The following is a 24,514-nucleotide window of genomic DNA, read 5'->3' as shown; positions in this document are numbered from 1 at the left end:
CGCGCGCCCTCTCAGGGGGTTTGCGTCAATCTATATTGGCTGTCACCAGGCTGCAACCTGTCCGGCGGGATTTGTGCGGTACATTCGGAATCGTGCCGCCAGGCGTGATGATAAGCGCGGCGGCGGTAGCGTATCGGGCAGACTGTGGCTTATAACGCACCGGTAAGATACTGCGCTTCACCGTGCGCAAAGCTCCAGTCACCTTTGCTGTTGGTGATAAAACTTATCATCAGATCGTGGCCCTGCACGCCGCAGCTTTCACGCAGCTCGCGCGCCAGTTCTGCCATAAAATTGCTTTTTTGCGCCTCACTGCGCGGGCTGGTGTAGACCCGCACCATCACCAGATTATCCGTGCGTGAAAAGCCCAGTCCGGTATCCTGGAAAACCATCTGATACGCTTTGTTTTCATGAACAATCTGATAGCGGTCGCGCTCAGGCACGCCGAACGCCGTCAGGACAGCGCGATGGGCGGCATCCAGCAACGTACGAACTTCAGCTTCGGAGCGGCCCTGAATCAGATCGAAAGTGAGTAATGGCATCGGTAAACCCTCCCAGTAGTGGCGTAAAAGTCGCGTTAAGTGAGGCTATGCTGCCCGCTGCGCGCGCAAAGAAAAAGCGACTGCGATAAAATGATTGTTCACTATTTTGAACAATGGCGGGTAAGTCGATGAAAACCGAAGCGCTCTGGACACATCTTTACTGGCTGACGGTACTGGCGGAGCAGGGCAGTTTTACCCGCGCCGCTGAGCGGCTGGATGTCAGTAAAGCGGCAGTGAGTCAGAAAATTAAAGAGCTGGAAGCGCTGACCGGGGTTGCTCTGGTTCAGCGCACCACGCGCAGCGTGCGGCTGACGTCAGCCGGTGAGCAGCTGGCTGGCGAGCTGCGTGAGCCCTTTACCCGGATAGCGGAAAGCGTTTATCGCGTGCGCGATGAGGCGGGGCCGGTACGCGGGCAGGTACGCATCAGCGCGCCGGTGGCGTTTGCCCGGCAGCAGCTGGTGCCGATTATCGGCGATTTTCTGCGCGAATATCCGCAGGTGCGCCTGCAGCTGGATGTGACTGACCGCCTGGTGTCACTCGGCGGGGAAGGGTTTGATCTCGCTATCCGCCACAGTCAGTCGCTGCCGGAAACGCACGTCGCGCTGCCTCTGTGCGCCACGCGCGCGCTGCTGGTGGCTTCCCCCGCCTATCTGGCACAGCACGGCGTGCCGCAGACGCCGGAGGCGCTGCTTCAGCATAACTGCCTGTGGTATCCGCGCGGTCCCGATGCGCCGCAGTGGCGCTTTCAGTCGCATCAGGGCGGCGAAACGCTGACGGTAAAAATTCAGGGAAATTTCGCCACCAATAACAGCGAGTCGATTCGGGACGCCGCGCTGCAGGGAGCAGGCATTGCCATGCTGCCCGATTTCAGTGCCCGCGCAGCGCTGGAAAGCGGCGCGCTGCAGCCGGTGCTCTCATCGTGGCAGGCTGTCGACGCCTTTGCCGACCGCCTCTGGGTGGTGCGCCCTTACGCGGCACAGGTGCCGCGTGCGGTGACGACCTTCATTCACTGGCTACGCGCTCGCTTTGTTAACGGGTGAGGGCAGCGCCACGCTGAGCGGTGCAGCAGGCTGCATCATTGCGCCCAGCAGGCTGCTGCGGTTGTAGTTTCCCAGACGCAGATTAAAGTCGAGATGCAGCTGTGCGTGACCATCCAGCTTAATAACCGGCGGCGGCGTATGCGGGCGCTGATGAAACAGAATGGCATGCGTAAAGGCGTCGCTTTTCCAGTTGTTCAGGCGCTGATAGTAAAAGGCGCTGGCTTCGCATTTACGCAGAAAGAGATTAACGCGGCGATATTCACGCATGGCCGCCTGCTGCGCCAGCGCACCCGGCTGCTGTGCCGGTTCAGCGATTCTCTGCGTCAGCAGCGAAAAGTCATCACGCTTGCGCATTTCGTTAAAGAAGCTCTGCTCACCCTGATGCTTGATGGGCGCATACTGCTTCTGCCATTCGCGAATAAAAGGATTATTTGGCGCAGCAGCAAGAAACCAGTTCTCAATAACAGGCGCGAGATAATTCAGCGTTGAGCGTTCGCAATAATAGCCGATCACATCCATCGGACGTTCCTGATGGGCGCTGTGTACCCAGCTCAGATCTTCAAACAGCAGCGCAGCGCAGTCGATAGCGATGCCGCCGTAGCGTAATAACAGCTCAAGCCTGATCACTTCGCTTTTCTGCTGCGCCGTTAATTGCGCTGAGGTAAATATAAAATCGGGCAGGACTTCTTTTACAGAATATTTATTTAACAGGTGAACGCTGTGGTCAGGATTATCGCGGCGTATTTTAGCAATATTCGCCTGTAACGATTTTGGTAAATATTCTGTATCCCAGTACAGCCATACTTTTTTCGGGATCTCTGGCAACGTCTTCTCACCAGAAAGTAACACGATATTGTCCTCTTCGCTGGGATCATACTCCGGCGCGCAGAGCGCATTATGCTGTTTTTTCTGCAGTAATGACTGACCGGTAAACGCTATTCTTTTCCAGTTGTGCCAGAGCGCGCGCGCCGGCTGAAGACGTTTTTTTGACATGATGCACCTGATTATTGTGATTATGGGCAAGGAGTCCCTGATGCTGGCGCCTTAGGCGCTCTTATGTTTCCTTACGGGGGCTGTGTGTAAAAGTATTACAATGAGCTTAATAAAACATTCTTCGCGATTGCGCTAATCCTTTTTTTCTCTTTCAGATAAAGCGGAAAATGAAGCTGCCGTTAACAATAAAAATTTAACAAAATAACAGCGTGACGAATTTCACAGTTTATTTTTTCCCGCCAGGATTAATCCTAAGATCGTTCTCTGCGTGCAGCCTGAAGTGCGGGAATGTGAAAATTGTGGTGAGAAATGAACGTTTATCCCTGCTGGATTTTAGTCTGGTATCAGAGCGAAATTTACCTTCGTCATACAGCTTAGCTACGCTTTAGTCAGGCATTCTGTTTAAGGAGTGATTATGCAGTCATCTGCCCGCGGTCTGATAGCCGTTGATAAACAGGGGAACCGGGTGCTGTTTCTGCATCCGGAAAGCTTTGCTGTTGAGCAGGAGCTGAATGCGTTTCCGCCGCGCCCGCACGAGCTGCTGATGCTGCCCGCACTGGAAAAAGCCTATGTCCCGCTCTATGGCAGCGGCGTGCACGGCGCTAATCCTTATCCCGGGCATAAAGTCGCTGTTATCGATCTGCGTCAGCGCCGGATCAGCGGCTTTATCGACCTTACGCCACTGCAGTCGCCACACAGCGGACAGCTGGGGCGCGACGGTAAAGTCTATCTCTGCTGTGAAAACAGCGCGGCGGTTGCGGTCATCGATCCGCACACCGATCGCGTAGAGAAAACCATACCGCTGCCTTCGCATAACGCCCACCGGCTGACGCTCTCCCCCAGCGGACGCAAGCTGTTTACGGAAAATGAAGAGGACGCCAGCATTACCGTAATCGATTTATGTGAGGCAGAAGGCCGCGTCATTGATAACATTCTGTTGCCTGGTCCGATAGCCGGTATTGCTGCCTCGCCCAGACATCCTTATCTGGTCGCCAGCGCCGCCGACGCACCGCTGCTTTACGTGATCGATCGGCAGAGCCACCGGGTCCGGCAGCGCATTACGCTGGCCGGGCACCAGCAGCCCTGCCAGGTTGTGCGGTTCAGTGCCAGTGGCGAACGGCTGGTTGCAATCGGGCATGATGAATCACTGATTACGTTGTTTGACGATCTGCTTAATCCCTCAGGTACTCTGCGCGTAGGGTGCCGGCCAGGGGATGGCTGTTTCAGTGAAGATAACCGCACGCTGCTTATCGCCAACGAAGGCGAGGGGTCGTTAAGCGTTATCGATCTGGCGCAGCGAAAGGTGATAGCCACGCCGCAGGCGGGCACAGGCTGTGAGGCGTTAAGTTATTTTACGCTGAGCTGAGGCAGCCGCTGTCATTTCATTGTCATCTGCAGGTGGCATAAAGGCGGCGCGTCAGCAGGCACGGTGCAGCTATTGATAAGTTACTGATACCCGTTGCTGCGTTTTAATACGGCTTTTGCTTAATTAAAACGCATGCAATTACCTGAATTCTCGTATTTTTTTGGTATTAATCAGGGAGGATAGTCAAAATAATCTAACTAATTTTCATTTTGCCGCTTGATTTATCTACGCGCGTAGATAGACTGTCTCCCCAGTGATAACTCACGGTGCCAGACGCGGCTACGGCCCTGAAATGACCATGTTACATTTGCTGTGCTAATACGATCGGTGAATTAAACACCGGCGAAACGCAGCAGAGAGATGAATTCCAACACCAGGGAATTCCTTACTGATCTTTCAGGATTTGCCTGTCGAACGTCGTCACCGGGACGTTCTGCTTGCTTAAGCAAGGGAACAGACCCATGGAAGGGCGTTTACTGTTTTCACTTCACTAAGAGAAAGGGTTATGACGGAACATCATCCCACTGTACAGCACTCACCCCACCTCACCGCAGCTGATGAACGGCTGCAAACTCCCGCTGGCCGCAAAGATTTCTGGCGCGCAACCTTCTCCTGCTGGCTCGGTACGGCAATGGAGTATGCCGACTTTGCGCTGTATGGCCTGGCGGCAGGTATCATCTTTGGCGACATCTTTTTTCCGGAAGCGACACCCGCTATGGCGCTGCTCTCGAGCTTTGCCACCTGGTCAGTCGGCTTTATCGCCCGCCCGATAGGCGCGCTGCTGTTTGGCTGGATTGGCGATCGCAAAGGGCGCAAAGTCGTGATGATCAGTACGATTATCCTGATGGGCGCCTCAACCACGCTGATTGGCCTGATCCCGTCTTATGCAACAATCGGACTCTGGGCACCTGCCTGTCTGGTACTGCTGCGTTTTACGCAGGGGCTGGGAGCGGGGGCGGAGCTCTCTGGCGGCACCGTTATGCTGGGCGAATATGCCCCGGTTGAACGACGCGGCCTGGTCTCTTCCGTGATCGCACTGGGCTCAAACAGCGGCACGCTGATCGCCTCTCTGGTCTGGCTGGCGGTGATCCAGATGGATAAAGAGAGTCTGCTGGCCTGGGGCTGGCGTATTCCTTTTCTGAGCAGCGTCCTGATCGCCGTAGTGGCGCTGTGGATCCGCCGCCATCTGCGCGAAACGCCGGTGTTTGAGCGTCAGCAGGCTGAACTGCAGGCGCAGCGCAGCGAGACGCTCTCCCGGGCGCACATTGAAACTGACAGCCGCAGCGTCTGGCAGCGTACGCGGGCGTTCTGGACCATGGTGGGCCTGCGCATTGGTGAGAATGGCCCCTCTTATCTGGCTCAGGGCTTTATTGTCGGTTACGTAGCAAAAGTGCTGATGCTGGATAAGTCGGTACCGACCACGGCGGTGTTTATCGCCTCGCTGCTGGGCTTCCTGATTATTCCGTTTGCGGGCTGGCTCTCCGATCGTTTTGGTCGCCGCATTACCTATCGTGGTTTCTGCCTGCTGCTGATGATCTATGCGTGGCCCGCCTTCAGCCTGATGGATAGCCGCGATCCGACAATTATTATTGCTGTCATCGTTACAGGAATGGCGCTCGCTTCGCTGGGGATATTTGGTGTACAGGCGGCCTGGGGCGTCGAGATGTTTGGCGTGAAGCATCGCTATACCAAAATGGCAGTGGCAAAAGAGCTGGGGTCGATTCTTTCTGGCGGCACTGCGCCGCTGGTCGCGGCAGCGCTGCTCTCATGGACCGGCCACTGGTGGCCAATCGCCGTTTACTTTAGCGCGATGGCCACTATCGGATTTCTGACGACGTTTGTCGCACCGGAAACGCGCGGTCGCGACCTTAATCTGCCGGAGGATGCCATCTGACGCGCAGCTGCAGGCAGTACCATTGACATAACGCTGGCCGGTGAATCCGGCCAGCGGCATTTATATTGAGGCTAATTTGGCAAAATCTCCCGGCGGAAATGTTACCCGTACCGATGTCGCCCGCGTCGCAGGCACCTCGGTAGCCGTGGTCAGCTATGTGATCAACAATGGGCCGCGCCCGGTGGCGGAAGCGACCCGTCAGCGGGTGCTGGCTGCCATTAAGCAGACGGGCTACCGGCCTAACGCCGTAGCGCGCGCGCTGGCCTCCGGCACCACCAAAACTTTTGGTCTGATTGTGCCGAACATTGCGAACCCGTTTGTTGCTTCCATGGCGCATGTCCTGCTGCAGGAGTCGCTTAACCACGGCCATATCATGCTGCTGGGTGATGCCGGTGACGATCGTCAGCGTGAGCTGGAGCTGATTCAGGGCATGCTTAACCGTCAGATCGACGGACTGTTTTATAACAGCGTCGATCGTCATCCCTATATTGACGTGGTGCAGGCGAGCGGAACGCCGCTGCTGATGCTGGATCGCATTACCCCGCGCCCCGGCGTCAGCGTGCTGAGCATGAACGAGCGGCTGGCGGCCTGTGATGTCACCCGGCATCTGCTGAGTCACGGTTATCAGCAGGTGGGCATGATCAGCGGCCCGCCGGCGATGTTTAACGCCCGGGATCGTATTCAGGGCTGGCGTGATGCGATGCAGGAGCGGGGGCTGCCCGTGGATGAAAGCCTGATTTTCCCGGCGGATTACTCGCGGCAGGGCGGCTACGACGCGGCGCAGCGCATGATCGCCAGCGGTCGCGTACCGCGTGCGCTGTTTGCCAGTAACGAAGGCCAGGCCATTGGCTGTATTCGCGCCTTTGCCGAGCAGGGGATCCGCGTGCCGCAGGATGTGGCGCTGGTCTGTTTCAACGGTACCACGCAGGCCGCGTTTCATGTGCCTTCGCTGACCACGGTGCGACAGCCGCTGTCTGAGCTGGCGCAGCGCGCTATTGCTATGCTGAAAAACCAGCCGGAGGAGGGGGTGATGGCCGAGCTGCCGCACTACATCGAAACCGGCGAGTCCTGTGGCTGCCTGCAGCCTTAAATACAATAACGATAAAACATTATGAAAAGAGTGATTATTGATTGCGATCCGGGGAATGGCATCGCAGGTGCAAATACCGATGACGGACTGGCGATTGCGCTGGCGCTGGCATCACCCGCGCTGTCGCCGGAACTGATTACCACGGTCACCGGTAACACGCCAAGCGCAACGGGCGCGCGCGTGGCAAAAGATTTGCTGAAACGTCTCGGGCTGAATATTCCGGTGGTGCAGGGGGCGCTGCAGGCGCTGCGCGAAGATCCGCTGCCGTGGCGGGCGCGTCTGGATAATCTGGCCGACCCGGCGCTGGCCGCGCTGTGGCAGGGTGTGCGTCAGCCAGCGGTGATGGCGGCGGACGGCAATGATGCTGCCGGCGTGATGGGCCAGCTGATCTGCGATAACCCGGGAGAGTTTACGCTGGTCGCTATCGGGCCGCTGACGAATGTGGCGCAGGCGCTGCAGCGTTATCCGCAGATGGCTGAAGCGGTAGCGGAGATTGTGATCATGGGCGGCGTCTTTGCGCTTGATGACTACATCAAAGATACCAATTTTGGTCTCGATCCGGAGGCGGCACATCAGGTACTGCACAGCGGTGCCACCATTACCCTGGTGCCGATGGACGCCACCACGCAGACGCTGCTGACCCGCGACGATCTCGCGCGCATCACGGCGCAACCGCATCCGTTGACGCAGTTTATCCGCGAGACGCTGGGCCCCTGGATCGACTACTCAATGCGGACCCGGCGGCTGCCAGGCTGCTGGATCCATGATGCGCTGGTGGTCGCCTGGCTGCTGAACCAGCGCGTGGCGGAAGGCGCCGATTATTACGTGGATATCGAGCTGCGTCCCGGTGCAACGCGCGGCAAGAGCTGGCGTTACCGTCCACCGCTGCGACTTGATGTGGGGATCCCGCCAGAAACCGGGGCGCTGGTCCATGTCATCCAGCACGTTGATAATGCGCTGCTGCTGGATATGCTTGAACAGGCTTTTACCCGTTTGCCGACCCGGCTCTGAAACGTGACAGCGACGGCGCGATAATATCCGCGCCCTCAAAGCGCTTCACAGACGTCGATCCAGGTGGCATGGGTCAGCTCCGCCATTCTCAGCGGTGAGATGCGTACTGCGCTGCGCACCGAGCCCGCGGCAGGCAGCACCTCATCAAAGCTGCGCAGAGAGATATCGCAGTACACGGTCAGCGGGTTTTCCAGGCCAAAAGGAGAGACGCCGCCGACCGGATGGCCGGTCCAGTTCACCACTTCATCCACGCTCAGCATGCGCGCTTTGGCGCCCAGGGCGGCTTTGAGTTTGCGGTTATCCAGACGCGCGTCGCCTCGGGTAACAATCAGCACCACCTGCTCTTTCACTTTCAGCGACAGCGTTTTGGCAATCTGCCCCGGTGAGACGCCGTGAACGCGTGCCGCCAGCGCCACGGTGGCCGTGCTTTCAGGCGTTTCAATAATTTCGATATCCGGCGCATGCTCAGCAAAGAACTGCTGTACCGACTCCAGGCTCATGTTGTTCTCCGGTAAAAACTGAACCTGAACGCTGCCACAAGGCGAAAAAAGTGTAAACGAGAGAAAAGGAGAATTTACGGCGCGCGCGTGCTTATTGCGCTTTCAGTGTACAGTTACCGCAGCGCTCGACGTCAGGAATACGATAGCGCTGACAGCAGCTGCGCCGCTCCATTGTCCCGTGGCGCATAATCATGGTGCGGTAAAGCGGGTTATCGCTGCCGTCCGGCAGCGACGGCGTGAAAAACAGCATCTCTTCCAGCTGGTCGATCAGCGCGGCGGGCAGCTGCGCGCGGAGTTCACCCAGAAACCAGTAGATCAGGTATCCCATGTTGTTCCAGATAAGGCGCGCATTGATGTCGCCGTGCTGCGTCATGCCTTCCACGGCGGGCTGCAGGCAGGTCTGGATCAGGCGCGCCATACGCTGCGGGGCAGAGAGAAATCGCGCGGGCTCATCCTCCTGCACATCCAGCCAGAAGGTGGCGGGATGGCCATTTTCGTGAAACTCAGCGCGGATATATTCAGGTGAGCAGTTGAGGGCACGCGGCTCATGCAGCAGCGCCATCATCAGCGTGGGCACCAGCAGGCCGAAGTACCACTGCGCCCAGAGTGACTGCAGCGGCTTCGCCTCCCGCGGCGTATCAGGATGGCTGCGATAAAGATAGTCACCGTAGCGCTGCGTCAGAGACTGAAAGTGCTCCGGTGCCGACCATTCAGCCAGCGTCAAAGCGCCTTCCGGTGCGGTTTCTCCCAGTCTGACATACGCCTGACGGTCGCTGCACTGCTCATGGATCAGCTCCTGCAGCGCGCGTACCAGCGTGCGATCGCGCTGCATGAAGATCGGGGACTGCTCACTGAAGCGGTGCGCCTGACGCGTAATCGTAGCCATGCCAATCCTGAATGATAACGGGAAACGAAAAACAAATGATAATCGTTCCTGATTGAGTGAGCAAGATAGCAGCAGCATAAGATTGCTATAGCGTTGTATTTATCACTTTAGTGCGGCTCGCTAATCGCCTGCCGGCGTGCCGGCAGCGCCTCCCAGGCCAGAATGGTATTGCGCCCGCGGTTTTTGGCGACATAGAGCGCACGGTCAGCGTTGGCGACGGCCCGCTCAAAATCGTGCGCAGCCATCGGCGCGATGCCGGCGCTGACGGTGACGTGAGTCGATACCGCGGTATTAGAACGATGGGGGATCTCCAGTTCCAGCACCGACTGCCGGATGCGCTCGGCGAGCTTCATGGCGATTGACGCGTTGACATTGGTCAGCAGTACCAGAAACTCTTCGCCACCATAGCGGGTGACCACATCGCGTGAGCGGACGGCGTCACGGATCGCGGCCGATACGCGCTTCAGCGCCTGGTCGCCCATCGCATGTCCGTAATTGTCGTTATAGGCTTTAAAGTGATCGATATCCAGCAGCAGGATAAAGTGGCTGCCGGCATGGTTCTCGAGAATGGTTTCCAGCCGGTTCTGCAGCCCGCGCCGGTTATAGAGGCCGGTCAGCGGATCGAGCATGCTGAGCGCGCTGAAGCTCTGCTTCTCTTCATACAGCTGGCCAATCAGCTGCCGGGTAAAATGGTCAAAACGCCGGCGCATCAAATGCAGCAGGGAAAATCCAATCAGCGGCAGCGTAATAGTAAACAGAATAGTGGTCAGGTGCTGTCCGTTATCCAGCAGCAGCACGGTCAGCACCGGCGGCAGAATATGCAGGCAGAATGCCGTTAAATAGTCGCTCAGTGCGATAGCGCTGATAAAAAAGACGCTAAGTAAGCTGATAATTAAATAGCTGCTATCAAACGCTGAAATCAGATGATATTTCTGATTAATATGCCACGCCCACAGCAGCCCGAGCAGCAGCGCGACCGGCGTTAATACGGGAAAGCGCAGGCCGGGCATTATCAGACAAAGCAGCAGCAGCGTGGTGCTGAAACCCGCGACCAGCACTGCGGGTAGGGTAAATATCGGTATCTGAACGTTCAGGCAGGGCAGCAGGCAAAAAAGTGAAACGGCGATATTAAGAAACAAAAACAGCATCAGCGAAAGCCGATATTTGCTCTGTTTCAGTTCATCGTAAGCGTTTAATTTCATTATTATTACCCGTGACAGCCCTGAAATATCAAAGCGCTACCCGGCAGCGTTAATTCTGCTATGCGGATAGTCAGCACGTTTCATGTTGTTATCAGGTGTGTTATCGGCGGCAATTTAGCATTTTCCAGTATTTCTGTCATGCGGTGAAAAATTCGCTGCAGAATGAGAATGGTTGTCATATGATAATGGTAATTCTTATCATTAAGGGGCGTAATGATGATCGCAGCAATGCTGGCTGCCTGCGGCTTGTGGGGTGTGAGCTGGATAATGGGTAAGCGCCTGGATAGTGGCTGGGGTATTCTGCTGCCCTGTACCGCTATGCCGCTGTTTGCGTTATGGGAACCGGGCTATGCGCAGTGGCGGGCGATCATGATTGTTATGCTTCTGCTGACGCTGGTTATGCTGTTTCACCAGCGGCTGCGCCACTATATATTGCTGCCATCCTGTGTCGCGCTGGCGGGCGGCATCACGGCAGCGTCAGTGAATTTTCATCTGGGTTAGCAACGTGCAGAAACAGCAACATCACGCAGCGCGTGATAAGCAGGAGAGTAACATTCAGGGAATTAACTGCCGGGAAAGAGGTGACAACAGTGGTGCGAAGAGAGGGACTTGAACCCTCACGTCCGTAAGAACACTAACACCTGAAGCTAGCGCGTCTACCAATTCCGCCACCTTCGCATCGTGTTGTCTGTTTATATCACCGCATGGTGCGAAGAGAGGGACTTGAACCCTCACGTCCGTAAGAACACTAACACCTGAAGCTAGCGCGTCTACCAATTCCGCCACCTTCGCGCAGTGCACGCGATATAAACTCTGTGATTATTGGTGCGAAGAGAGGGACTTGAACCCTCACGTCCGTTAGGACACTAACACCTGAAGCTAGCGCGTCTACCAATTCCGCCACCTTCGCATACCGGCAACACTTTACAGTATTGCTAACCACGGAGGCGCATTCTAGAGGTTTTACGCAATGCGTCAACAGATATTTTACGGCGATAAACCGACTGCTGGAAAAAGCAACGCTTTATCGCCGCATCAGGCGCTTAGCGTCCGCGCGCGCCACGACCATAAACCGCACGGTAAACCTTAAAGCGGCCGGTCTGCGCCAGCACTTCGTGGCTGCCGAAGGTTTCATCCAGTATCTGCGGATAAGGCAGGAAAGCATTCGCCACAATACGCAGTTCGCCGCCGCTGTTCAGATGCTTCACCGCGCCGCGGATAAGGCTGTTGGCCGCATCAAGGCTGGTCTGCATGCCGTCATGGAACGGTGGATTAGAGATGATCAGATCGAAACGTCCGGTAACGTCGCTAAAGACGTTGCTGGCAAACACCTCGCCTTCCAGCCCGTTTGCCGCCAGCGTGGCTTTGCTCGCTTCAATGGCAGCAGCATGCACATCACACAGCCACAGCCGCACTTTCGGGGAGTGCTGTGCCAGCGCGGTGGCTAAGACACCGCTGCCGCATCCGAGATCCAGCACTTTTCCTTTGGTGTGCGGCGTCAGGGTCGACAGCAGCAGATCGCTGCCAATATCCAGACCATCGCGGCTGAATACGCCCGGCAGCGTATGGATGGTCATCTCATCCAGCTGGTAAGTATTGCCGAACCGGCTGGCGTCAAACTCAGGCTGCTGCGTCAGCTGGCCATGATAGAGGCCGCAACGACGCGCGCTGTCAATTTTCTCCAGCGTTACCCACTGCTCCAGCATGCCTTCGGCGCTGCGTACGCCGCTGCGGTTTTCGCCCACGACAAAGATATCGCTGCCGACAGGGAGTAACGCGAGCAGATTTTGCAGCTGGAACTGCGCTTCCGGCTTATTTTTGGGCCAGAAGTAAATCAGAGTGGTGCAGTCTGTCACATCGGCCGCGCTGGCCACGAGGCTGTATACGGCGCGATCGCCCAGCCGATGGCTCAGGTTCTGCCAGTGATGATACTGCTGGGTATGAACGCGGCTGAGCGCGGTTTCCAGCTGGGCGGGCAGGTCATCCTGCAGATCACCCGCAAACAGCACGTGGCGGGTGGTAAATTCATCACTGTGGCGCAGAATAACTTCACTGGCCGGGGTAAAAGCAGACATGGAACGCTCCTGTTAAATCAGAGCGGGGATTATAGTGCTTTGTTGGCGCATGTTCGACGGGTTTGCTAGCATAGCGCGCATTACTTACGGCATAGCGGAAAACAGCATGAGTACAAGACGCGACTGGCTTCTGCAGCAGATGGGGATTACGCAGTATCAGCTGCGGCGTCCGCGCGTGCTGCAAGGGGAGATCGCCGTCAGGCTGGCACCCGATACGCGCCTGCTGCTGGTAGCGGAACACCCGCCGGCACTGGATGAGCCTCTGATACGGGACGTGCTGCGGGCGCTGGATATTCTGCCCGCACAGGTGATGACGCTGACGCCGGAGCAGCTGCCGATGCTGCCAGAGCAGGTAGCCTGTCCCGGCTGGCTGCTGGGCGTGGAGAGCGGGCACACCTTTAACGGTGTGGTATTCACCAGCGCCGTCCTTAATGAACTGATTAGCAGCGGCGCAGCCAGGCGCGCGCTGTGGCAACAGATGTGTAACCATGACCACTATCTCGCTCATCACGGCTGACGATCGGCCGCAGCAGCTCGCCATTGAACGCCGGGCGCACGCTTTTCCCTGGAGTGAACAGACCTTCGCCAGCAATCAGGGGGAACGCTTTCTCAACTTCGGGCTGCACAGTGACGGACGCCTTGCCGGCTTTGCCATTACGCAGGTTGTGCTGGATGAGGCGTCGCTGTTTAACATCGCCGTTGATCCCGACTTTCAGCGCCGCGGCTATGCGCGTCAGCTATTGCAGACGCTGATCGGCGAACTGGAGCAGCGCGATGTGCTGACCCTCTGGCTGGAGGTGCGCGCCTCAAATCGCGCGGCGATTGCCCTGTATGAGCAGCTCGATTTTCACCAGGTCAGCGTGCGCCCCAATTACTACCCCACCGCAGGCGGACGGGAAGACGCCATCATTATGGCGCTGACACTTTGACCGCTGATTAAGGAGCACCATGTTAAACGACTGGGACTGCATCCTGTTTGATGCTGACGAAACACTGTTTCATTTCGATGCCTTTGCCGGACTGCAGCGCATGTTTACCCGCTACGACGTGCAGTTCAGCGATCGCGATTACGCCGATTATCAGGCGATCAATAAGCCTTTATGGGTGGATTACCAGAACGGCACCATCACCGCCGCACAGCTGCAGACGCAGCGCTTTACGCTCTGGGGAGAGAAGCTCAGCGTAGAGCCGGATATCCTGAACAGCGATTTCCTTAATGCGATGGCGGAGATCTGCCTGCCGCTGGAAGGCGCGCCTGAACTGCTGCAGAGCCTTAAAGGCCGCGTCAAAATGGCGATCGTCACCAACGGCTTTACGGCCCTGCAGCAGGCGCGGCTGGAGCGCACGGGCTTTCACGATATGTTCGATGCGCTGGTGATTTCAGAGCAGGTTGGTGTTCCCAAGCCGGACGCAAAAATCTTTGCCCATACGCTGGAGCTGCTCGGCAATCCGGCACCACAGCGCGTACTGATGGTTGGCGATACGCCCGAGTCTGATATTCTCGGGGGAATGAATGCGGGTCTTAAAACCTGCTGGATCGATCACGGCACGCGCCCGTTGCCTGCGGATATTACCCCTGATTTTCAGGTGAAAAACCTCGCTCAGCTTCAGGCTATTCTTACCGCTTAAAGCGCGCCGTTAAAAACCGAAAACCAGGCAGAAGCAGCGGCCTGGTTTTTTTGTATCTTTCTGAATAGCCCGCGGCTCAGGCTGGCGCTTAGCGCGTCTTTTCCTGCGCGTCGGGTGTTTCTGCCGGCTCTTCCTCTTTATCTTCTTTCACCGCGCGGCTGGCGGTAAGCAGGAAGGGCGACTGCTGCCAGCGGGTGCGGCGATCGCGCAGCAGAGTACGGGTCAGAATGATGCCAATCGCCAGCGCCAGCAGCATCATCAGGCGCAGAATATTGGTGGTGTTATCTACCTGACGTGATTCGGTAACCAGAACGTGCGTGTCCAGCGTCACGCGCAGGAAACCCTGTGGCCCCTCTTTGCCTTCCAGCGGCTGCACAATCTGATGATTGAAGTAGCTGCCGGCACGTTTGCCATCCAGCGCCAGACGGTCGCGTACGTTGATGGTTTCACCGCTGTGTGCCACCAGGCTGCCATCGTCGGCATAGACGGAGGCATCAAGGATGCGGCTGTTATCCGTCATCTGATCGAGAATAGCGGCAATCTGCGTGCGGTTATCATCGCTGTTATCCATCAGGGGCTTGAGGCTGAACGCCACCTGGCGGGTGAGGGTATGGGCCAGCTCTTCAACCTGCTCAGAACGCGCCATCTGATGACCCAGGCTGAACCATGAGGCGCCCTGCATCAGCACCACCAGCAGCGCCAGAGAGATAAGAACAATCACCGTGCGATGCAGGCGAAATTTCAGTGCAGTTTTAACCATCAGAAACCCATGTGACATAGCAGCAGAAAGGCTGGCAATTATGTTGCCAGAACCCGCGCAGACAAGGTAGCCTCTTGCGTGGTTTTGTTGTCCCTACAGGAGCTGTAATGCCAAATCGTCTTACCTGGTGCGATCTGCCCGCCGATGTCTCTCTCTGGCCGGGTTTACCCCTCTCCCTGAGCGGTGATGAAGTTATGCCGCTGGACTACCGTGCCGGCCGCACGGGCTGGCTGCTGTATGGGCGCGGACTCGATAAACAGCAGCTGACCGATTATCAGCATCAGCTGGGGGCCGCCATGGTGATTGTCAGCGCATGGAACGTTGACGAATACCAGGTGATCCGGCTGGCAGGTTCGCTGACGCCGCGCGCCACCCGGCTGGCACATGACGCCGGGTTCGACGTGGCGCCGCTGGGCAAAATCCCGCATCTGAAAACGCCGGGGCTGCTGGTGATGGATATGGACTCCACGGCGATCCAGATCGAATGCATTGATGAGATCGCCAGGCTGGCGGGCTGCGGTGAGCAGGTGGCTGAGGTCACCGAACGGGCGATGCGCGGTGAACTCGACTTTAAAGCCAGCCTGCGTGAGCGCGTGGCGCAGCTGGCTGGCGCCGATGCCGCTATCCTTAAACAGGTGCGCGACACTCTGCCGCTGATGCCGGGCCTGACCACGCTGGTGCATAAGCTGCAGGCGCTCGGCTGGCAGGTTGCGATTGCGTCTGGCGGTTTTACCTTTTATGCGGATCACCTGCGTCAGACCTTGCATCTGGCGGCGGCCGTCGCCAATGAGCTGGAGATGCGCGACGGTAAACTCACCGGCGAGGTGATCGGACAGATTGTCGATGCGCAATATAAAGCGGAAACCCTGCATCAGCTGGCACAGCGTTTTGATATCGCACCGCAGCAGACGGTAGCGGTGGGCGATGGCGCCAACGATCTGCCGATGATTAAGCGTGCAGCACTGGGTATTGCCTATCATGCTAAACCTAAAGTGAATGAGCAGACGGAAGTCACTATCCGTCACGCTGACCTGATGGGGGTGTTCTGCATCCTGACCGGCAGCCTGATTCATGAAGAGCGTTAACTGAGGAACTGATTTGGCCAAAGCGGCAAAACGCGCCTTCGTGTGTAACGAATGCGGCGCAGACTATCCGCGCTGGCAGGGGCAATGCAGCGCCTGCCACGCCTGGAACACCATCACCGAGGTGCGTATTGCTGCCTCGCCTGCCGCTGCGCGCAATGAGCGCCTGAGCGGCTATGCAGGTAACGCCGGCAGCAGCCGGGTGCAGAAGCTCTCGGAGATTAGCCTTGAGGCGCTGCCGCGCTTCACCACCACCTTTAAAGAGTTTGACCGCGTCCTGGGCGGTGGAGTGGTTCCGGGCAGCGCTATCCTGATTGGCGGCAGCCCCGGTGCCGGTAAATCGACGCTGCTGCTGCAGGTTATGTGCAAGCTGGCGGAGAGCATGAAGACGCTCTATGTCACCGGCGAGGAGTCGCTGCAGCAGGTGGCGATGCGCGCGCACCGGCTGGGACTGCCCACGGACAACCTGAATATGCTGTCGGAAACCAGTATTGAGCAGATCTGCCTGATTGCCGAGCAGGAAGAGCCGAAGCTGATGGTTATCGACTCCATCCAGGTGATGCACATGGCGGATATTCAGTCTTCTCCCGGCAGCGTGGCGCAGGTGCGGGAGACCGCCGCCTATCTGACGCGTTTTGCCAAGACGCGCGGCGTGGCGATTATCATGGTCGGCCACGTCACCAAAGATGGCTCGCTGGCAGGTCCGAAAGTGCTGGAGCACTGTATCGACTGCTCGGTGCTGCTGGATGGCGATGCCGACTCGCGCTTTCGCACGCTGCGCAGCCATAAAAACCGTTTTGGTGCGGTGAATGAGCTGGGCGTATTCGCCATGACGGAGCAGGGAATGCGTGAGGTCAGCAACCCTTCAGCTATTTTCCTGTCGCGCGGCGATGAGATCACTTCAGGCAGTTCGGTGATGGTGGTGTGGGAAGGTACCCGGCCGCTGCTGGTTGAGATCCAGGCGCTGGTGGATCACTCGATGATGGGCAATCCGCGCCGCGTAGCGGTAGGGCTGGAGCAGAACCGTCTGGCGATTTTACTGGCGGTACTGCATCGTCATGGCGGCCTGCAAATGGCGGATCAGGATGTGTTTGTTAACGTGGTAGGCGGCGTAAAAGTCACGGAAACCAGTGCCGATCTGGCGCTGCTGCTGGCGATGGTCTCCAGCCTGCGCGATCGCCCTCTGCCGCAGGATGTGGTGATCTTTGGTGAAGTCGGGCTGGCAGGTGAGATCCGGCCGGTACCGAGTGGCCAGGAGCGTATCTCTGAAGCAGCCAAGCACGGCTTTAAGCGCGCCATCGTGCCGGCCGGCAACGCGCCGAAGAAAACCATTGATGGCATGAAGGTTTACAGCGCGAAGAAGCTGGCAGATGCGCTGGCCATTCTGGATGAGCTGTAATTTCGCCAGGGCGGCATAAATGCCGCCGCCGCGATATGCAGGGGGCGCATTAATGCGCCCCGCCTTAAAGGCCGCACCGCCGTTTATTGTCCGCAGGAGGCACTGAGTGTCATCATTTGACTATCTGAAGACCGCGATTCGGCAGCAGGGCCATACGCTGCAGCAGGTGGCTGACGCCAGCGGAATGACCAAGGGCTACCTGAGTCAGCTGCTTAACGCGAAAATAAAAAGCCCTGGTGCGCAGAAACTGGCGGCGCTGCATCACTTTCTCGGGCTGGAGTTTCCGCGGCGTGAGAAAACCGTGGGCGTGGTATTTGGCAAGTTCTATCCGCTGCACACCGGCCATATCTACCTGATCCAGCGCGCCTGCAGTCAGGTGGATGAGCTGCATATTATTATGGGCCACGACGAGCCGCGCGATCGCGCACTGTTTGAGAACAGCGCCATGTCGCAGCAGCCCACCATCAGCGATCGTCTGCGCTGGCTGCTGCAGACATTCAAATACCAGAAAAACATTCGTATTCACTCATTCAACGAAGAGGGAATCGAACCCTATCCGCACGGCTGGGATCTCTGGAGCGCAGGCGTCAGCGCGTTTCTGGCAGAGCAGGGGATTATGCCCGACTGCGTTTATACCAGCGAAGAACCGGATGCGCCGATGTATCAGCAATATCTGGGGATCCCGGCGCGGGTGATCGATCCGCATCGATCGTTTATGAGCATCAGCGGCAGCCAGATCCGTCAGGATCCGTTTCGCTACTGGGAATATATTCCGACCGAAGTGAAGCCTTTCTTTGTGCGCACCGTCGCGGTGCTGGGTGGCGAGTCGAGCGGCAAATCCACGCTGGTCAACAAGCTGGCGAATATCTTTAATACCACCAGCGCCTGGGAGTATGGCCGCGACTACGTCTTCTCTCACCTCGGCGGCGACGAGATGGCGCTGCAGTATTCTGACTACGATAAAATCGCGCTCGGTCAGGCGCAATACATCGATTTTGCCGTCAAGTACGCGAATAAAGTCGCCTTTATCGATACCGATTTTATTACCACTCAGGCGTTCTGCCTGAAGTATGAAGGACGCGAACATCCTTTTGTGCAGGCGCTGATCGATGAGTACCGCTTTGACCTGGTGATCCTGCTGGAGAACAACGTGCCCTGGGTGGCGGATGGCCTGCGCAGCCTCGGCAGCTCGGTAGACCGGCGCGAGTTTCAGTCTATTCTGGTGACCATGCTGCGGGAAAATAACGTTGAGTTTGTGCACGTGCAGGAGGACAACTACGATGCGCGCTTCCTGCGCTGTGTGGAGCTGGTCAAAGAGCGGCTGGGCAATTAACGCCTGAGCACAATAAAAAAGGCGCCCGGAGGCGCCTTTTTTATCAGCAGGTTACTTCGCCATACGCTTGTATTTGATACGCTTCGGCTCCAGCGCATCCGCGCCGAGAGTGCGTTTCTTATACTCTTCGTATTCGGTAAAGTTACCTTCAAAGAACTCAACCTTGCCCTCATCCTGATAATCGATGATATGGGTGGCAATACGGTCGAGGAACCAGCGGTCATGCGAGATCACCATCGCGCAGCCCGGGAACTCCAGCAGGGCATTCTCCAGCGCGCGCAGGGTTTCGATGTCGAGGTCGTTGGTCGGTTCATCCAGCAGCAGCAGGTTGCCGCCTACCTGAAGCAGTTTCGCCAGGTGCAGACGTCCGCGCTCACCGCCGGAGAGTTCGCCCACGCGTTTACCCTGATCGGTGCCTTTGAAGTTAAAGCGTCCGACGTAGGCACGGCTTGGCATCTCGGTGGTACCGATACGCATAATATCCTGGCCGCCAGAGACCTCTTCCCATACCGTTTTAGAGTTATCCATCGCATCGCGGAACTGATCGACCGACGCCAGCTTCACGGTTTCGCCCAGATCGATGCTGCCGGAATCGGGCTGCTCCTGACCAGACATCATGCGGAACAGCGTCGATTTACCCGCGCCGTTCGGCCCGATGATCCCGACAATAGCTCCTTTTGGCAGCGAGAACGACAGATCGTCAATCAGGACGCGATCGCCATACGATTTGCTGAGGTTTTTCACTTCCAGCACTTTATCGCCGAGGCGTGCGCCTGGCGGAATAAAGAGTTCGTTGGTTTCATTACGCTTCTGATAGTCGCTGTTGTTCAGCTCTTCAAAGCGAGCCAGACGCGCCTTGCCCTTAGACTGACGGCCTTTCGCACCCTGACGCACCCACTCCAGCTCTTTTTCAATGGATTTGCGGCGTGCAGCTTCCTGCGACGCTTCCTGCGCCAGACGCTGATCTTTCTGCTCCAGCCAGGAGGAGTAGTTGCCTTCCCACGGGATACCTTCACCGCGGTCCAGCTCCAGGATCCAGCCCGCAACGTTATCGAGGAAGTAACGGTCGTGGGTAATCGCGACCACGGTGCCTTCGAAGTCGTGCAGGAAGCGTTCCAGCCAGGCGACAGATTCCGCGTCCAGGTGGTTGGTCGGTTCATCAAGCAGCAGCATGTCCGGCTTTTCCAGCAGCAGGCGGCACAGCGCCACGCGACGGCGTTCACCACCCGACAGGTTGCCGATTTTGGCATCCCACTCCGGCAGACGCATCGCGTCAGCGGCGCGGTTGAGCTGGGTTTCCAGATTGTGGCCATCGTGCGCCTGAATCACCTCTTCCAGACGGCCCTGTTCGGCGGCCAGCTTGTCGAAGTCCGCATCGGGATCGGCGTACAGCGCGTAGACTTCATCAAGACGTTTCAGAGCGCCAGCGACTTCCGCCACCGCTTCTTCAACGGATTCACGCACGGTGTGTTCCGGGTTGAGCTGCGGCTCCTGCGGCAGATAACCCACTTTAATGCCCGGCTGCGGGCGCGCTTCCCCTTCGATATCTTTATCGATACCGGCCATGATGCGCAGCAGGGTCGATTTACCTGCGCCGTTCAGACCGAGTACGCCGATTTTGGCGCCCGGGAAGAAGCTGAGAGAGATATTCTTCAGAATGTGACGCTTCGGCGGTACCACTTTGCCGACGCGATGCATGCTATAGACGAATTGAGCCACGTTATGATGAGCCTCTTGGTCTGTAAATAGTGGAACGTCAGATGGTGAAGTTTAGCGGTTTTCACGGCCTAATCACAGCCGCGCCGCGGTGAAACTTGCGTGACAGGCGTGATGTCAGGCGCACTGCTGCGTAATTGTACGCGCTGACGGCGATCAGGGCAGATGCAGCGTAATCGCCTGCTCTGCCAGCCACGCACTGAGCGCGGCGTCAGGGGTGCTGTCACTGACCAGCCGCTCGAAACGGTGCAGCGCGCTGATACGGGCGGGCAGCACCTTGCCATATTTGCTGCTGTCTGCCACCAGTACCCGTTCACGCGCGCGCAGCATGGCGTGGTGCTTCATCGCCAGCTCATTCAGGTTGTAACAGGTTGCGCCCTGCTGCAGATCCACTCCCGCTGCTGAGATAAACGCCAGCGCCGGGCAGAGGTCATCAAGAATGGAGTGGTTACCGACTGGCGTAAACAGCGCGTTATCAGCATGAAACTCGCCGCCGCTGAGGATCACGCTGCAGGCGGGCTTCTCTTTCAGTGCCAGAAAGGTGTTCATCGCGCAGCAGACTGCCGTGAAGGCGAGGGTGTCCGGAATCGCGTCGATGACGTAGGGCAGCGTGGTTCCGCAGTCAAAAAACACCGTATCATTTTCACGAATCAGCGCGGCGGCGGCCTGCGCCAGACGCCGTTTACGCGCGGCGTTGTGCCCGTGCTGATCGGAAACAAAGTAGTGCCCGGCATGGTTTTTCGGATCGCTGACCACATAGCCGCCGAGCAGCACCACCTGCGAGGCCGATTCGCTGAGATCGCGGCGGATGGTCATTTCAGAGACGCCCAGCAGCTGCGCCGCCTCTTTTAGATGCAGCTTATCGGTGCGTTTCAGGGCCTGGGCCAGCTTATTGAGTCGTTCGTCGCGCCGGGTTTCCATAAGCATCTCGGTAAAAGTGGTGTTCTGCCGCAGAGCAGCGGATGCGGTTTGCCATTGAGCCTCTGAGCGCGACAATCCTGACAGGTTTCAGGCGGTTGCGGCGGCGTCAGCAGCGGGTGGTCAATAGTAGCCTTAAAGGCGCCGTGGCGTAAACTGCGTTGCAGGTGCACAGGCGGGTCAGGGGGGCAGGAGCCTGTTCGTCAGGTAAATTTTGTTAAGAACGTGGCGAGAGACGAAAGCCCTGGTTAGCATGAAGGGAGTCCGGCATACGCTGGACCGAAGCAGAGAGGAGAGCGGAGTGGAGAAGTGGCGTAACTGGATGATAGGGATGTGTCTGGTCAGCACGGCAGGCAGCGTATGGGCCGACTCGCTGGATCAGCAACGACAGCGCTATGCGCAGATCAAGCAGGCCTGGGATAACAAACAGATGGACCAGGTTGAGCAGCTGATGCCGACGCTGCAGGATTATCCGCTCTATCCCTATCTGCAGTATCGCCTGCTGGCGCAGGATCTCGATCAGGAAGCGGGGCTGGCGATCAAAAACTTTATTCAGCAGTATCCGACGCTGCCGCCAGCCAAATCGCTGCAGACGCGATTTGTGAACGTGCTGGCGCACCGGCAGGACTGGCAGGGGATTTTAAGCTTCAGTCCGGATGAGCCGAAGCCGGTGCAGGCGCGCTGCAACTGGTACTACGCTAAATGGGCCACCGGCCAGCAGCAGACGGCGTTTACCGGTGCGAAAAGTATCTGGCTGCGCGGCTCGGCACTGCCCGCTGACTGCGACCGGCTCTTCTCAGTCTGGCAGGCATCAGGCCAGCTCTCGCCGATCACCATTCTGGAGCGTATCCGCCTGGCGATGAAAGCGGGTAACGACAGCCTGGTAAACTATCTGGCAAAAATGCTGCCGGCGGATTACCAGACCACCGCCAGCGCACTGCTGGCCCTGCAGCAGAATCCGCAGACCGTAACGACGTTTGCCGCCACTCTGGGGCCGACCGACTTTACCCGTATGGCCACCAGCTACGCCTTTGCGCGCGTGGCGCGCGAAGATATGGATAACGCGCGCATGATGATCCCGCAGCTGGTTAAAGCGCAGAAGATGAGTCAGGCAGAAGAGCAGGATCTGAAAGAGGCGGTGGTATGGCGCATGATGGGGGCTGACCTGACCTCAGAGCAGGCGCGCTGGCGCGATGCCGTGGTGATGAACAGTGAATCCACCGCGCTTATCGAACGTCGCGTGCGCCTTGCGCTGAGCGAAAGCGACCGCCGTGGCCTCAACACCTGGATCGCGCGCCTGCCGCCGGAAGCGAAAGAAAAAGATGAGTGGCAGTACTGGCAGGCGGATTTGCTGATAGCGCAGGGGCGCAAAGATGAAGCCGATGAGATTCTGCGTAAGCTGATGCAGCAGCGCGGCTTCTATCCGATGGTGGCGGCGCAGCGCCTTGGCACCGACTATCCGCTGAAGATTGATGACGCGCCGGCCGCGGACAACAGCATCGTGCAGGGACCGGAGATGGCGCGCGTACGCGAGCTGATGTACTGGGGCATGGATAACCTGGCGCGCAGCGAGTGGGCAAACCTGATCGTCAGTAAAACCCGCACGCAGCAGCAGATGCTGGCGCACTACGCGAACCAGCAGGACTGGTGGGATCTGAGCGTGCAGGCCACGATTAGCGCAAAAATGTGGGATAGCCTGAAAGAGCGTTTCCCGCTGGCGTGGCGCAATCTGTATCAGCAATACACCGGTGATAAGGCGATCGATCCGAGCTACGCCATGGCCATCTCGCGCCAGGAGAGCGCCTGGAACCCGAAAGCGCGCTCCCCGGTCGGGGCCAGCGGATTGATGCAGGTGATGCCAGCCACGGCCGCGCATACCGTGAAAATGTACAATATTCCCGGCTATGTAAACAGCAGCCAGCTGCTTGATCCGCAAACCAATATCCAGATTGGCACGCAGTATCTGGAGTATGTCTATCAGCAGTTCGGGCAGAACCGCATTTTCTCCTCCGCCGCTTATAACGCCGGGCCGGGGCGGGTGCGCAGCTGGCGTAATAACAGCGGAGGCAAACTGGACGCCGTGGCCTTTATTGAAACGATTCCGTTCTCTGAAACGCGGGGCTACGTGAAGAACGTGCTGGCGTATGACGCCTACTATCGTTACTTCATGGGGAAACCTGACAAGATTCTCAGCGACAGCGAGTGGAATCAGCGTTACTGAGTGTGCTATGCTTCCGTACTCGTTAATGAGTACGGAAGCCACTATGCCTTCATCCCTTTCTGAGCAGCCCGCTGACGATCACTGGCTGCGTTTTATCGACCTGATGCAGCATGCGTTTGCCGATAACGTGGCGCTGCCGATGCTGCAGCTGATGATGACGCCCGATGAACGTGAATCGTTCGGCACGCGGCTGCGCATTATCGAAGCGTTAATCAACGGCGATATCAGCCAGCGCGAACTGAAAAACGAGCTGGGCGTGGGCATTGCGACGATAACGCGCGGCTCTAACAGCCTGAAAGAGGCGCCACCCGAACTCAGACGCTGGCTGGAATCGCGGCTGATTACTGCTGATAAAGCGGATGAGTAAACGGGCAGAGTGCGAGGATCAGCGCCTGATGATAGACGCTGGAGCGGGTCAGCAGGCCCTGCGTAAAAGCGCCGATCGCGCCGCCCTTGTGTTTGATATTGTCGACCCCGGTCAGGCGCGCCATCTCATCGCCCAGCTCGCGCCCGGCTGCTAATCCTGCCAGCACAACCGGCGGCAGCGTAAAGCTGGCAGAGCGTGATTCACCGCGCTGCTGTGCATTTTCCACTACCATCCATGCAAACGCGCAGTCGCCTTCGATGCCCGCTTCAATAGCCACCCAGAAATCCGCCTCCGGCGCGGCCGCACGGGCATTAATCACGCGCTGACGTGCGCCGCTGCGCGTTTCTGTATCGCTAAGCGGCTGCGCCGCCACGCCGCTCTCGACTGCTACCCCGCGAATATGGCAGGATCCCTCACCGAATACGTCGCTGAACGCCAGCGCAACCGCATGAATTTTTGCCGGATTGGTGGTGGCTGCGACAACATGGTACAT

At 57.8% G+C, this 24,514-nt stretch carries 24 protein-coding genes and 3 tRNA genes; 14 read left to right on the top strand and 13 right to left on the bottom strand.

Going from position 1 to position 24,514, the window contains the following annotated elements; translation table 11 throughout:
* Positions 1 to 149: 149 nt before the first annotated feature.
* Positions 150 to 539: a tautomerase family protein gene (locus B4M48_RS02265; RefSeq protein WP_250341096.1), complete on the bottom strand. Its 390-nt coding sequence runs from the start codon at positions 537 to 539 to the stop codon at positions 150 to 152.
* Between the two features lie 128 nt (positions 540 to 667).
* Between B4M48_RS02265 and B4M48_RS02260 the strand changes: the two genes are divergently transcribed.
* Entirely contained in the window at positions 668 to 1,579 is a 912-nt protein-coding gene (locus B4M48_RS02260) for a LysR family transcriptional regulator (RefSeq protein WP_104085563.1), read from the top strand.
* On the opposite strand, the gene B4M48_RS02255 is transcribed toward B4M48_RS02260, so the two are convergent.
* On the bottom strand, positions 1,553 to 2,572 hold the full coding sequence (locus B4M48_RS02255) for a glycosyltransferase family 32 protein (protein WP_250341097.1): 1,020 nt from the start codon (positions 2,570 to 2,572) through the stop codon (positions 1,553 to 1,555). The two genes, B4M48_RS02260 and B4M48_RS02255, sit on opposite strands and share 27 nt — an antisense overlap.
* A gap of 415 nt (positions 2,573 to 2,987) precedes the next feature.
* Between B4M48_RS02255 and B4M48_RS02250 the strand changes: the two genes are divergently transcribed.
* From B4M48_RS02250 to B4M48_RS02235, 4 genes are all read left to right on the top strand, one after another.
* Entirely contained in the window at positions 2,988 to 3,938 is a 951-nt protein-coding gene (locus B4M48_RS02250) for a hypothetical protein (RefSeq protein ID WP_071669109.1), read from the top strand.
* Positions 3,939 to 4,443: 505 nt separating this feature from the next.
* The gene (locus B4M48_RS02245) at positions 4,444 to 5,832 is read left to right on the top strand and encodes an MFS transporter (protein WP_071669108.1); all 1,389 of its coding nucleotides are present in this window, start codon (positions 4,444 to 4,446) and stop codon (positions 5,830 to 5,832) included.
* Positions 5,833 to 5,908: 76 nt separating this feature from the next.
* Complete coding sequence (locus B4M48_RS02240; RefSeq protein WP_104085637.1) at positions 5,909 to 6,922, top strand: LacI family DNA-binding transcriptional regulator; 1,014 nt, start codon at positions 5,909 to 5,911, stop codon at positions 6,920 to 6,922.
* A gap of 21 nt (positions 6,923 to 6,943) precedes the next feature.
* A complete protein-coding gene (locus B4M48_RS02235) occupies positions 6,944 to 7,933 on the top strand; it encodes a nucleoside hydrolase (protein ID WP_071669107.1) in 990 nt (329 codons plus the stop codon).
* A 35-nt stretch (positions 7,934 to 7,968) separates the two neighbouring features.
* On the opposite strand, the gene B4M48_RS02230 is transcribed toward B4M48_RS02235, so the two are convergent.
* The 3 genes from B4M48_RS02230 to B4M48_RS02220 all read right to left on the bottom strand — a co-directional run bounded on the left by B4M48_RS02230 (position 7,969) and on the right by B4M48_RS02220 (position 10,521).
* The gene (locus tag B4M48_RS02230) at positions 7,969 to 8,433 is read right to left on the bottom strand and encodes a YbaK/EbsC family protein (protein WP_071669106.1); all 465 of its coding nucleotides are present in this window, start codon (positions 8,431 to 8,433) and stop codon (positions 7,969 to 7,971) included.
* A gap of 91 nt (positions 8,434 to 8,524) precedes the next feature.
* Positions 8,525 to 9,319 (bottom strand): siderophore-iron reductase FhuF, encoded by a 795-nt coding sequence (fhuF, locus tag B4M48_RS02225; protein ID WP_108569976.1) that lies wholly within the window; start codon positions 9,317 to 9,319, stop codon positions 8,525 to 8,527.
* Between the two features lie 107 nt (positions 9,320 to 9,426).
* The gene (locus B4M48_RS02220) at positions 9,427 to 10,521 is read right to left on the bottom strand and encodes a GGDEF domain-containing protein (protein ID WP_071669104.1); all 1,095 of its coding nucleotides are present in this window, start codon (positions 10,519 to 10,521) and stop codon (positions 9,427 to 9,429) included.
* A gap of 216 nt (positions 10,522 to 10,737) precedes the next feature.
* On the opposite strand from B4M48_RS02220, the gene B4M48_RS02215 reads away from it, so the two are divergent.
* Positions 10,738 to 11,022, top strand: coding sequence for a DUF1435 domain-containing protein (locus tag B4M48_RS02215; RefSeq protein ID WP_071669150.1), 285 nt, complete (start codon positions 10,738 to 10,740; stop codon positions 11,020 to 11,022).
* 90 nt (positions 11,023 to 11,112) lie between these two features.
* Here the strand turns inward: B4M48_RS02215 and B4M48_RS02210 are convergent.
* The 4 genes from B4M48_RS02210 to rsmC all read right to left on the bottom strand — a co-directional run bounded on the left by B4M48_RS02210 (position 11,113) and on the right by rsmC (position 12,596).
* Positions 11,113 to 11,199, bottom strand: a tRNA-Leu gene (locus tag B4M48_RS02210).
* A 27-nt stretch (positions 11,200 to 11,226) separates the two neighbouring features.
* Positions 11,227 to 11,313, bottom strand: a tRNA-Leu gene (locus tag B4M48_RS02205).
* A 31-nt stretch (positions 11,314 to 11,344) separates the two neighbouring features.
* Positions 11,345 to 11,431: transfer RNA gene (locus tag B4M48_RS02200), tRNA-Leu, on the bottom strand.
* Between the two features lie 133 nt (positions 11,432 to 11,564).
* A complete protein-coding gene (rsmC, locus tag B4M48_RS02195) occupies positions 11,565 to 12,596 on the bottom strand; it encodes a 16S rRNA (guanine(1207)-N(2))-methyltransferase RsmC (protein ID WP_071669103.1) in 1,032 nt (343 codons plus the stop codon).
* A gap of 106 nt (positions 12,597 to 12,702) precedes the next feature.
* Between rsmC and B4M48_RS02190 the strand changes: the two genes are divergently transcribed.
* From B4M48_RS02190 to yjjG, 3 genes are read left to right on the top strand one after another with little or no spacing between them, the layout of a single operon-like run.
* Positions 12,703 to 13,113: a DNA polymerase III subunit psi gene (locus B4M48_RS02190; RefSeq protein WP_039382425.1), complete on the top strand. Its 411-nt coding sequence runs from the start codon at positions 12,703 to 12,705 to the stop codon at positions 13,111 to 13,113.
* Positions 13,085 to 13,525: a ribosomal protein S18-alanine N-acetyltransferase gene (rimI, locus tag B4M48_RS02185; protein WP_039382428.1), complete on the top strand. Its 441-nt coding sequence runs from the start codon at positions 13,085 to 13,087 to the stop codon at positions 13,523 to 13,525. Before B4M48_RS02190 ends, rimI begins: the two co-directional genes overlap by 29 nt.
* A 19-nt stretch (positions 13,526 to 13,544) precedes the next feature.
* On the top strand, positions 13,545 to 14,225 hold the full coding sequence (yjjG, locus tag B4M48_RS02180; RefSeq protein ID WP_039382431.1) for a pyrimidine 5'-nucleotidase: 681 nt from the start codon (positions 13,545 to 13,547) through the stop codon (positions 14,223 to 14,225).
* Positions 14,226 to 14,313: 88 nt separating this feature from the next.
* Here the strand turns inward: yjjG and B4M48_RS02175 are convergent, their stop codons facing one another.
* Entirely contained in the window at positions 14,314 to 14,985 is a 672-nt protein-coding gene (locus B4M48_RS02175) for a YtjB family periplasmic protein (protein ID WP_039385704.1), read from the bottom strand.
* A gap of 107 nt (positions 14,986 to 15,092) precedes the next feature.
* Here B4M48_RS02175 and serB point away from each other — a divergent pair, with 107 nt between their 5' ends.
* The 3 genes from serB (at position 15,093) to nadR (ending at position 18,799) form a co-directional block, all read left to right on the top strand.
* Positions 15,093 to 16,070, top strand: coding sequence for a phosphoserine phosphatase (serB, locus tag B4M48_RS02170; protein ID WP_071669102.1), 978 nt, complete (start codon positions 15,093 to 15,095; stop codon positions 16,068 to 16,070).
* A 13-nt stretch (positions 16,071 to 16,083) separates the two neighbouring features.
* Entirely contained in the window at positions 16,084 to 17,466 is a 1,383-nt protein-coding gene (radA, locus tag B4M48_RS02165; protein WP_039382437.1) for a DNA repair protein RadA, read from the top strand.
* A gap of 106 nt (positions 17,467 to 17,572) precedes the next feature.
* The gene (gene nadR, locus B4M48_RS02160; protein ID WP_039382440.1) at positions 17,573 to 18,799 is read left to right on the top strand and encodes a multifunctional transcriptional regulator/nicotinamide-nucleotide adenylyltransferase/ribosylnicotinamide kinase NadR; all 1,227 of its coding nucleotides are present in this window, start codon (positions 17,573 to 17,575) and stop codon (positions 18,797 to 18,799) included.
* A 51-nt stretch (positions 18,800 to 18,850) separates the two neighbouring features.
* Here the strand turns inward: nadR and ettA are convergent, their stop codons facing one another.
* Both ettA and deoR read right to left on the bottom strand, forming a co-directional pair.
* Positions 18,851 to 20,518 (bottom strand): energy-dependent translational throttle protein EttA, encoded by a 1,668-nt coding sequence (gene ettA, locus B4M48_RS02155; RefSeq protein ID WP_071669101.1) that lies wholly within the window; start codon positions 20,516 to 20,518, stop codon positions 18,851 to 18,853.
* Positions 20,519 to 20,671: 153 nt separating this feature from the next.
* Positions 20,672 to 21,436: a DNA-binding transcriptional repressor DeoR gene (gene deoR, locus B4M48_RS02150; RefSeq protein ID WP_039382445.1), complete on the bottom strand. Its 765-nt coding sequence runs from the start codon at positions 21,434 to 21,436 to the stop codon at positions 20,672 to 20,674.
* A 298-nt stretch (positions 21,437 to 21,734) separates the two neighbouring features.
* Here deoR and sltY point away from each other — a divergent pair, with 298 nt between their 5' ends.
* Both sltY and trpR read left to right on the top strand, forming a co-directional pair.
* Positions 21,735 to 23,654, top strand: coding sequence for a murein transglycosylase (gene sltY, locus B4M48_RS02145; protein ID WP_104085556.1), 1,920 nt, complete (start codon positions 21,735 to 21,737; stop codon positions 23,652 to 23,654).
* Positions 23,655 to 23,697: 43 nt separating this feature from the next.
* The gene (trpR, locus tag B4M48_RS02140; RefSeq protein WP_039382449.1) at positions 23,698 to 24,021 is read left to right on the top strand and encodes a trp operon repressor; all 324 of its coding nucleotides are present in this window, start codon (positions 23,698 to 23,700) and stop codon (positions 24,019 to 24,021) included.
* On the opposite strand, the gene yjjX is transcribed toward trpR, so the two are convergent.
* On the bottom strand, positions 23,996 to 24,514 hold the full coding sequence (gene yjjX / locus B4M48_RS02135; protein WP_039382451.1) for an inosine/xanthosine triphosphatase: 519 nt from the start codon (positions 24,512 to 24,514) through the stop codon (positions 23,996 to 23,998). The two genes, trpR and yjjX, sit on opposite strands and share 26 nt — an antisense overlap.

This window comes from Pantoea sp. UBA6567 (assembly GCF_002434165.1).
In the GTDB taxonomy this organism is placed as follows: domain Bacteria; phylum Pseudomonadota; class Gammaproteobacteria; order Enterobacterales; family Enterobacteriaceae; genus Pantoea; species Pantoea eucrina.
Note: the sequence above shows the minus strand (reverse complement) of the source record. Positions and strands in the feature narration are given on the sequence as shown.

Excerpts from the sequence above, each read along its gene's own strand:
- fhuF (WP_108569976.1), bottom strand. The coding sequence starts at position 9,319 with ATGGCTACGATTACGCGTCAGGCGCACCGCTTCAGTGAGCAGTCCCCG.
- rsmC (WP_071669103.1), bottom strand. The coding sequence starts at position 12,596 with ATGTCTGCTTTTACCCCGGCCAGTGAAGTTATTCTGCGCCACAGTGAT.
- B4M48_RS02220 (WP_071669104.1), bottom strand. The coding sequence starts at position 10,521 with ATGAAATTAAACGCTTACGATGAACTGAAACAGAGCAAATATCGGCTT.
- B4M48_RS02175 (WP_039385704.1), bottom strand. The coding sequence starts at position 14,985 with ATGGTTAAAACTGCACTGAAATTTCGCCTGCATCGCACGGTGATTGTT.
- yjjG (WP_039382431.1), top strand. The coding sequence starts at position 13,545 with ATGTTAAACGACTGGGACTGCATCCTGTTTGATGCTGACGAAACACTG.
- rimI (WP_039382428.1), top strand. The coding sequence starts at position 13,085 with ATGACCACTATCTCGCTCATCACGGCTGACGATCGGCCGCAGCAGCTC.
- deoR (WP_039382445.1), bottom strand. The coding sequence starts at position 21,436 with ATGGAAACCCGGCGCGACGAACGACTCAATAAGCTGGCCCAGGCCCTG.
- yjjX (WP_039382451.1), bottom strand. The coding sequence starts at position 24,514 with ATGTACCATGTTGTCGCAGCCACCACCAATCCGGCAAAAATTCATGCG.
- B4M48_RS02235 (WP_071669107.1), top strand. The coding sequence starts at position 6,944 with ATGAAAAGAGTGATTATTGATTGCGATCCGGGGAATGGCATCGCAGGT.
- B4M48_RS02265 (WP_250341096.1), bottom strand. The coding sequence starts at position 539 with ATGCCATTACTCACTTTCGATCTGATTCAGGGCCGCTCCGAAGCTGAA.
- B4M48_RS02215 (WP_071669150.1), top strand. The coding sequence starts at position 10,738 with ATGATCGCAGCAATGCTGGCTGCCTGCGGCTTGTGGGGTGTGAGCTGG.
- B4M48_RS02250 (WP_071669109.1), top strand. The coding sequence starts at position 2,988 with ATGCAGTCATCTGCCCGCGGTCTGATAGCCGTTGATAAACAGGGGAAC.
- B4M48_RS02190 (WP_039382425.1), top strand. The coding sequence starts at position 12,703 with ATGAGTACAAGACGCGACTGGCTTCTGCAGCAGATGGGGATTACGCAG.
- serB (WP_071669102.1), top strand. The coding sequence starts at position 15,093 with ATGCCAAATCGTCTTACCTGGTGCGATCTGCCCGCCGATGTCTCTCTC.
- B4M48_RS02230 (WP_071669106.1), bottom strand. The coding sequence starts at position 8,433 with ATGAGCCTGGAGTCGGTACAGCAGTTCTTTGCTGAGCATGCGCCGGAT.
- B4M48_RS02245 (WP_071669108.1), top strand. The coding sequence starts at position 4,444 with ATGACGGAACATCATCCCACTGTACAGCACTCACCCCACCTCACCGCA.
- trpR (WP_039382449.1), top strand. The coding sequence starts at position 23,698 with ATGCCTTCATCCCTTTCTGAGCAGCCCGCTGACGATCACTGGCTGCGT.
- B4M48_RS02260 (WP_104085563.1), top strand. The coding sequence starts at position 668 with ATGAAAACCGAAGCGCTCTGGACACATCTTTACTGGCTGACGGTACTG.
- B4M48_RS02255 (WP_250341097.1), bottom strand. The coding sequence starts at position 2,572 with ATGTCAAAAAAACGTCTTCAGCCGGCGCGCGCGCTCTGGCACAACTGG.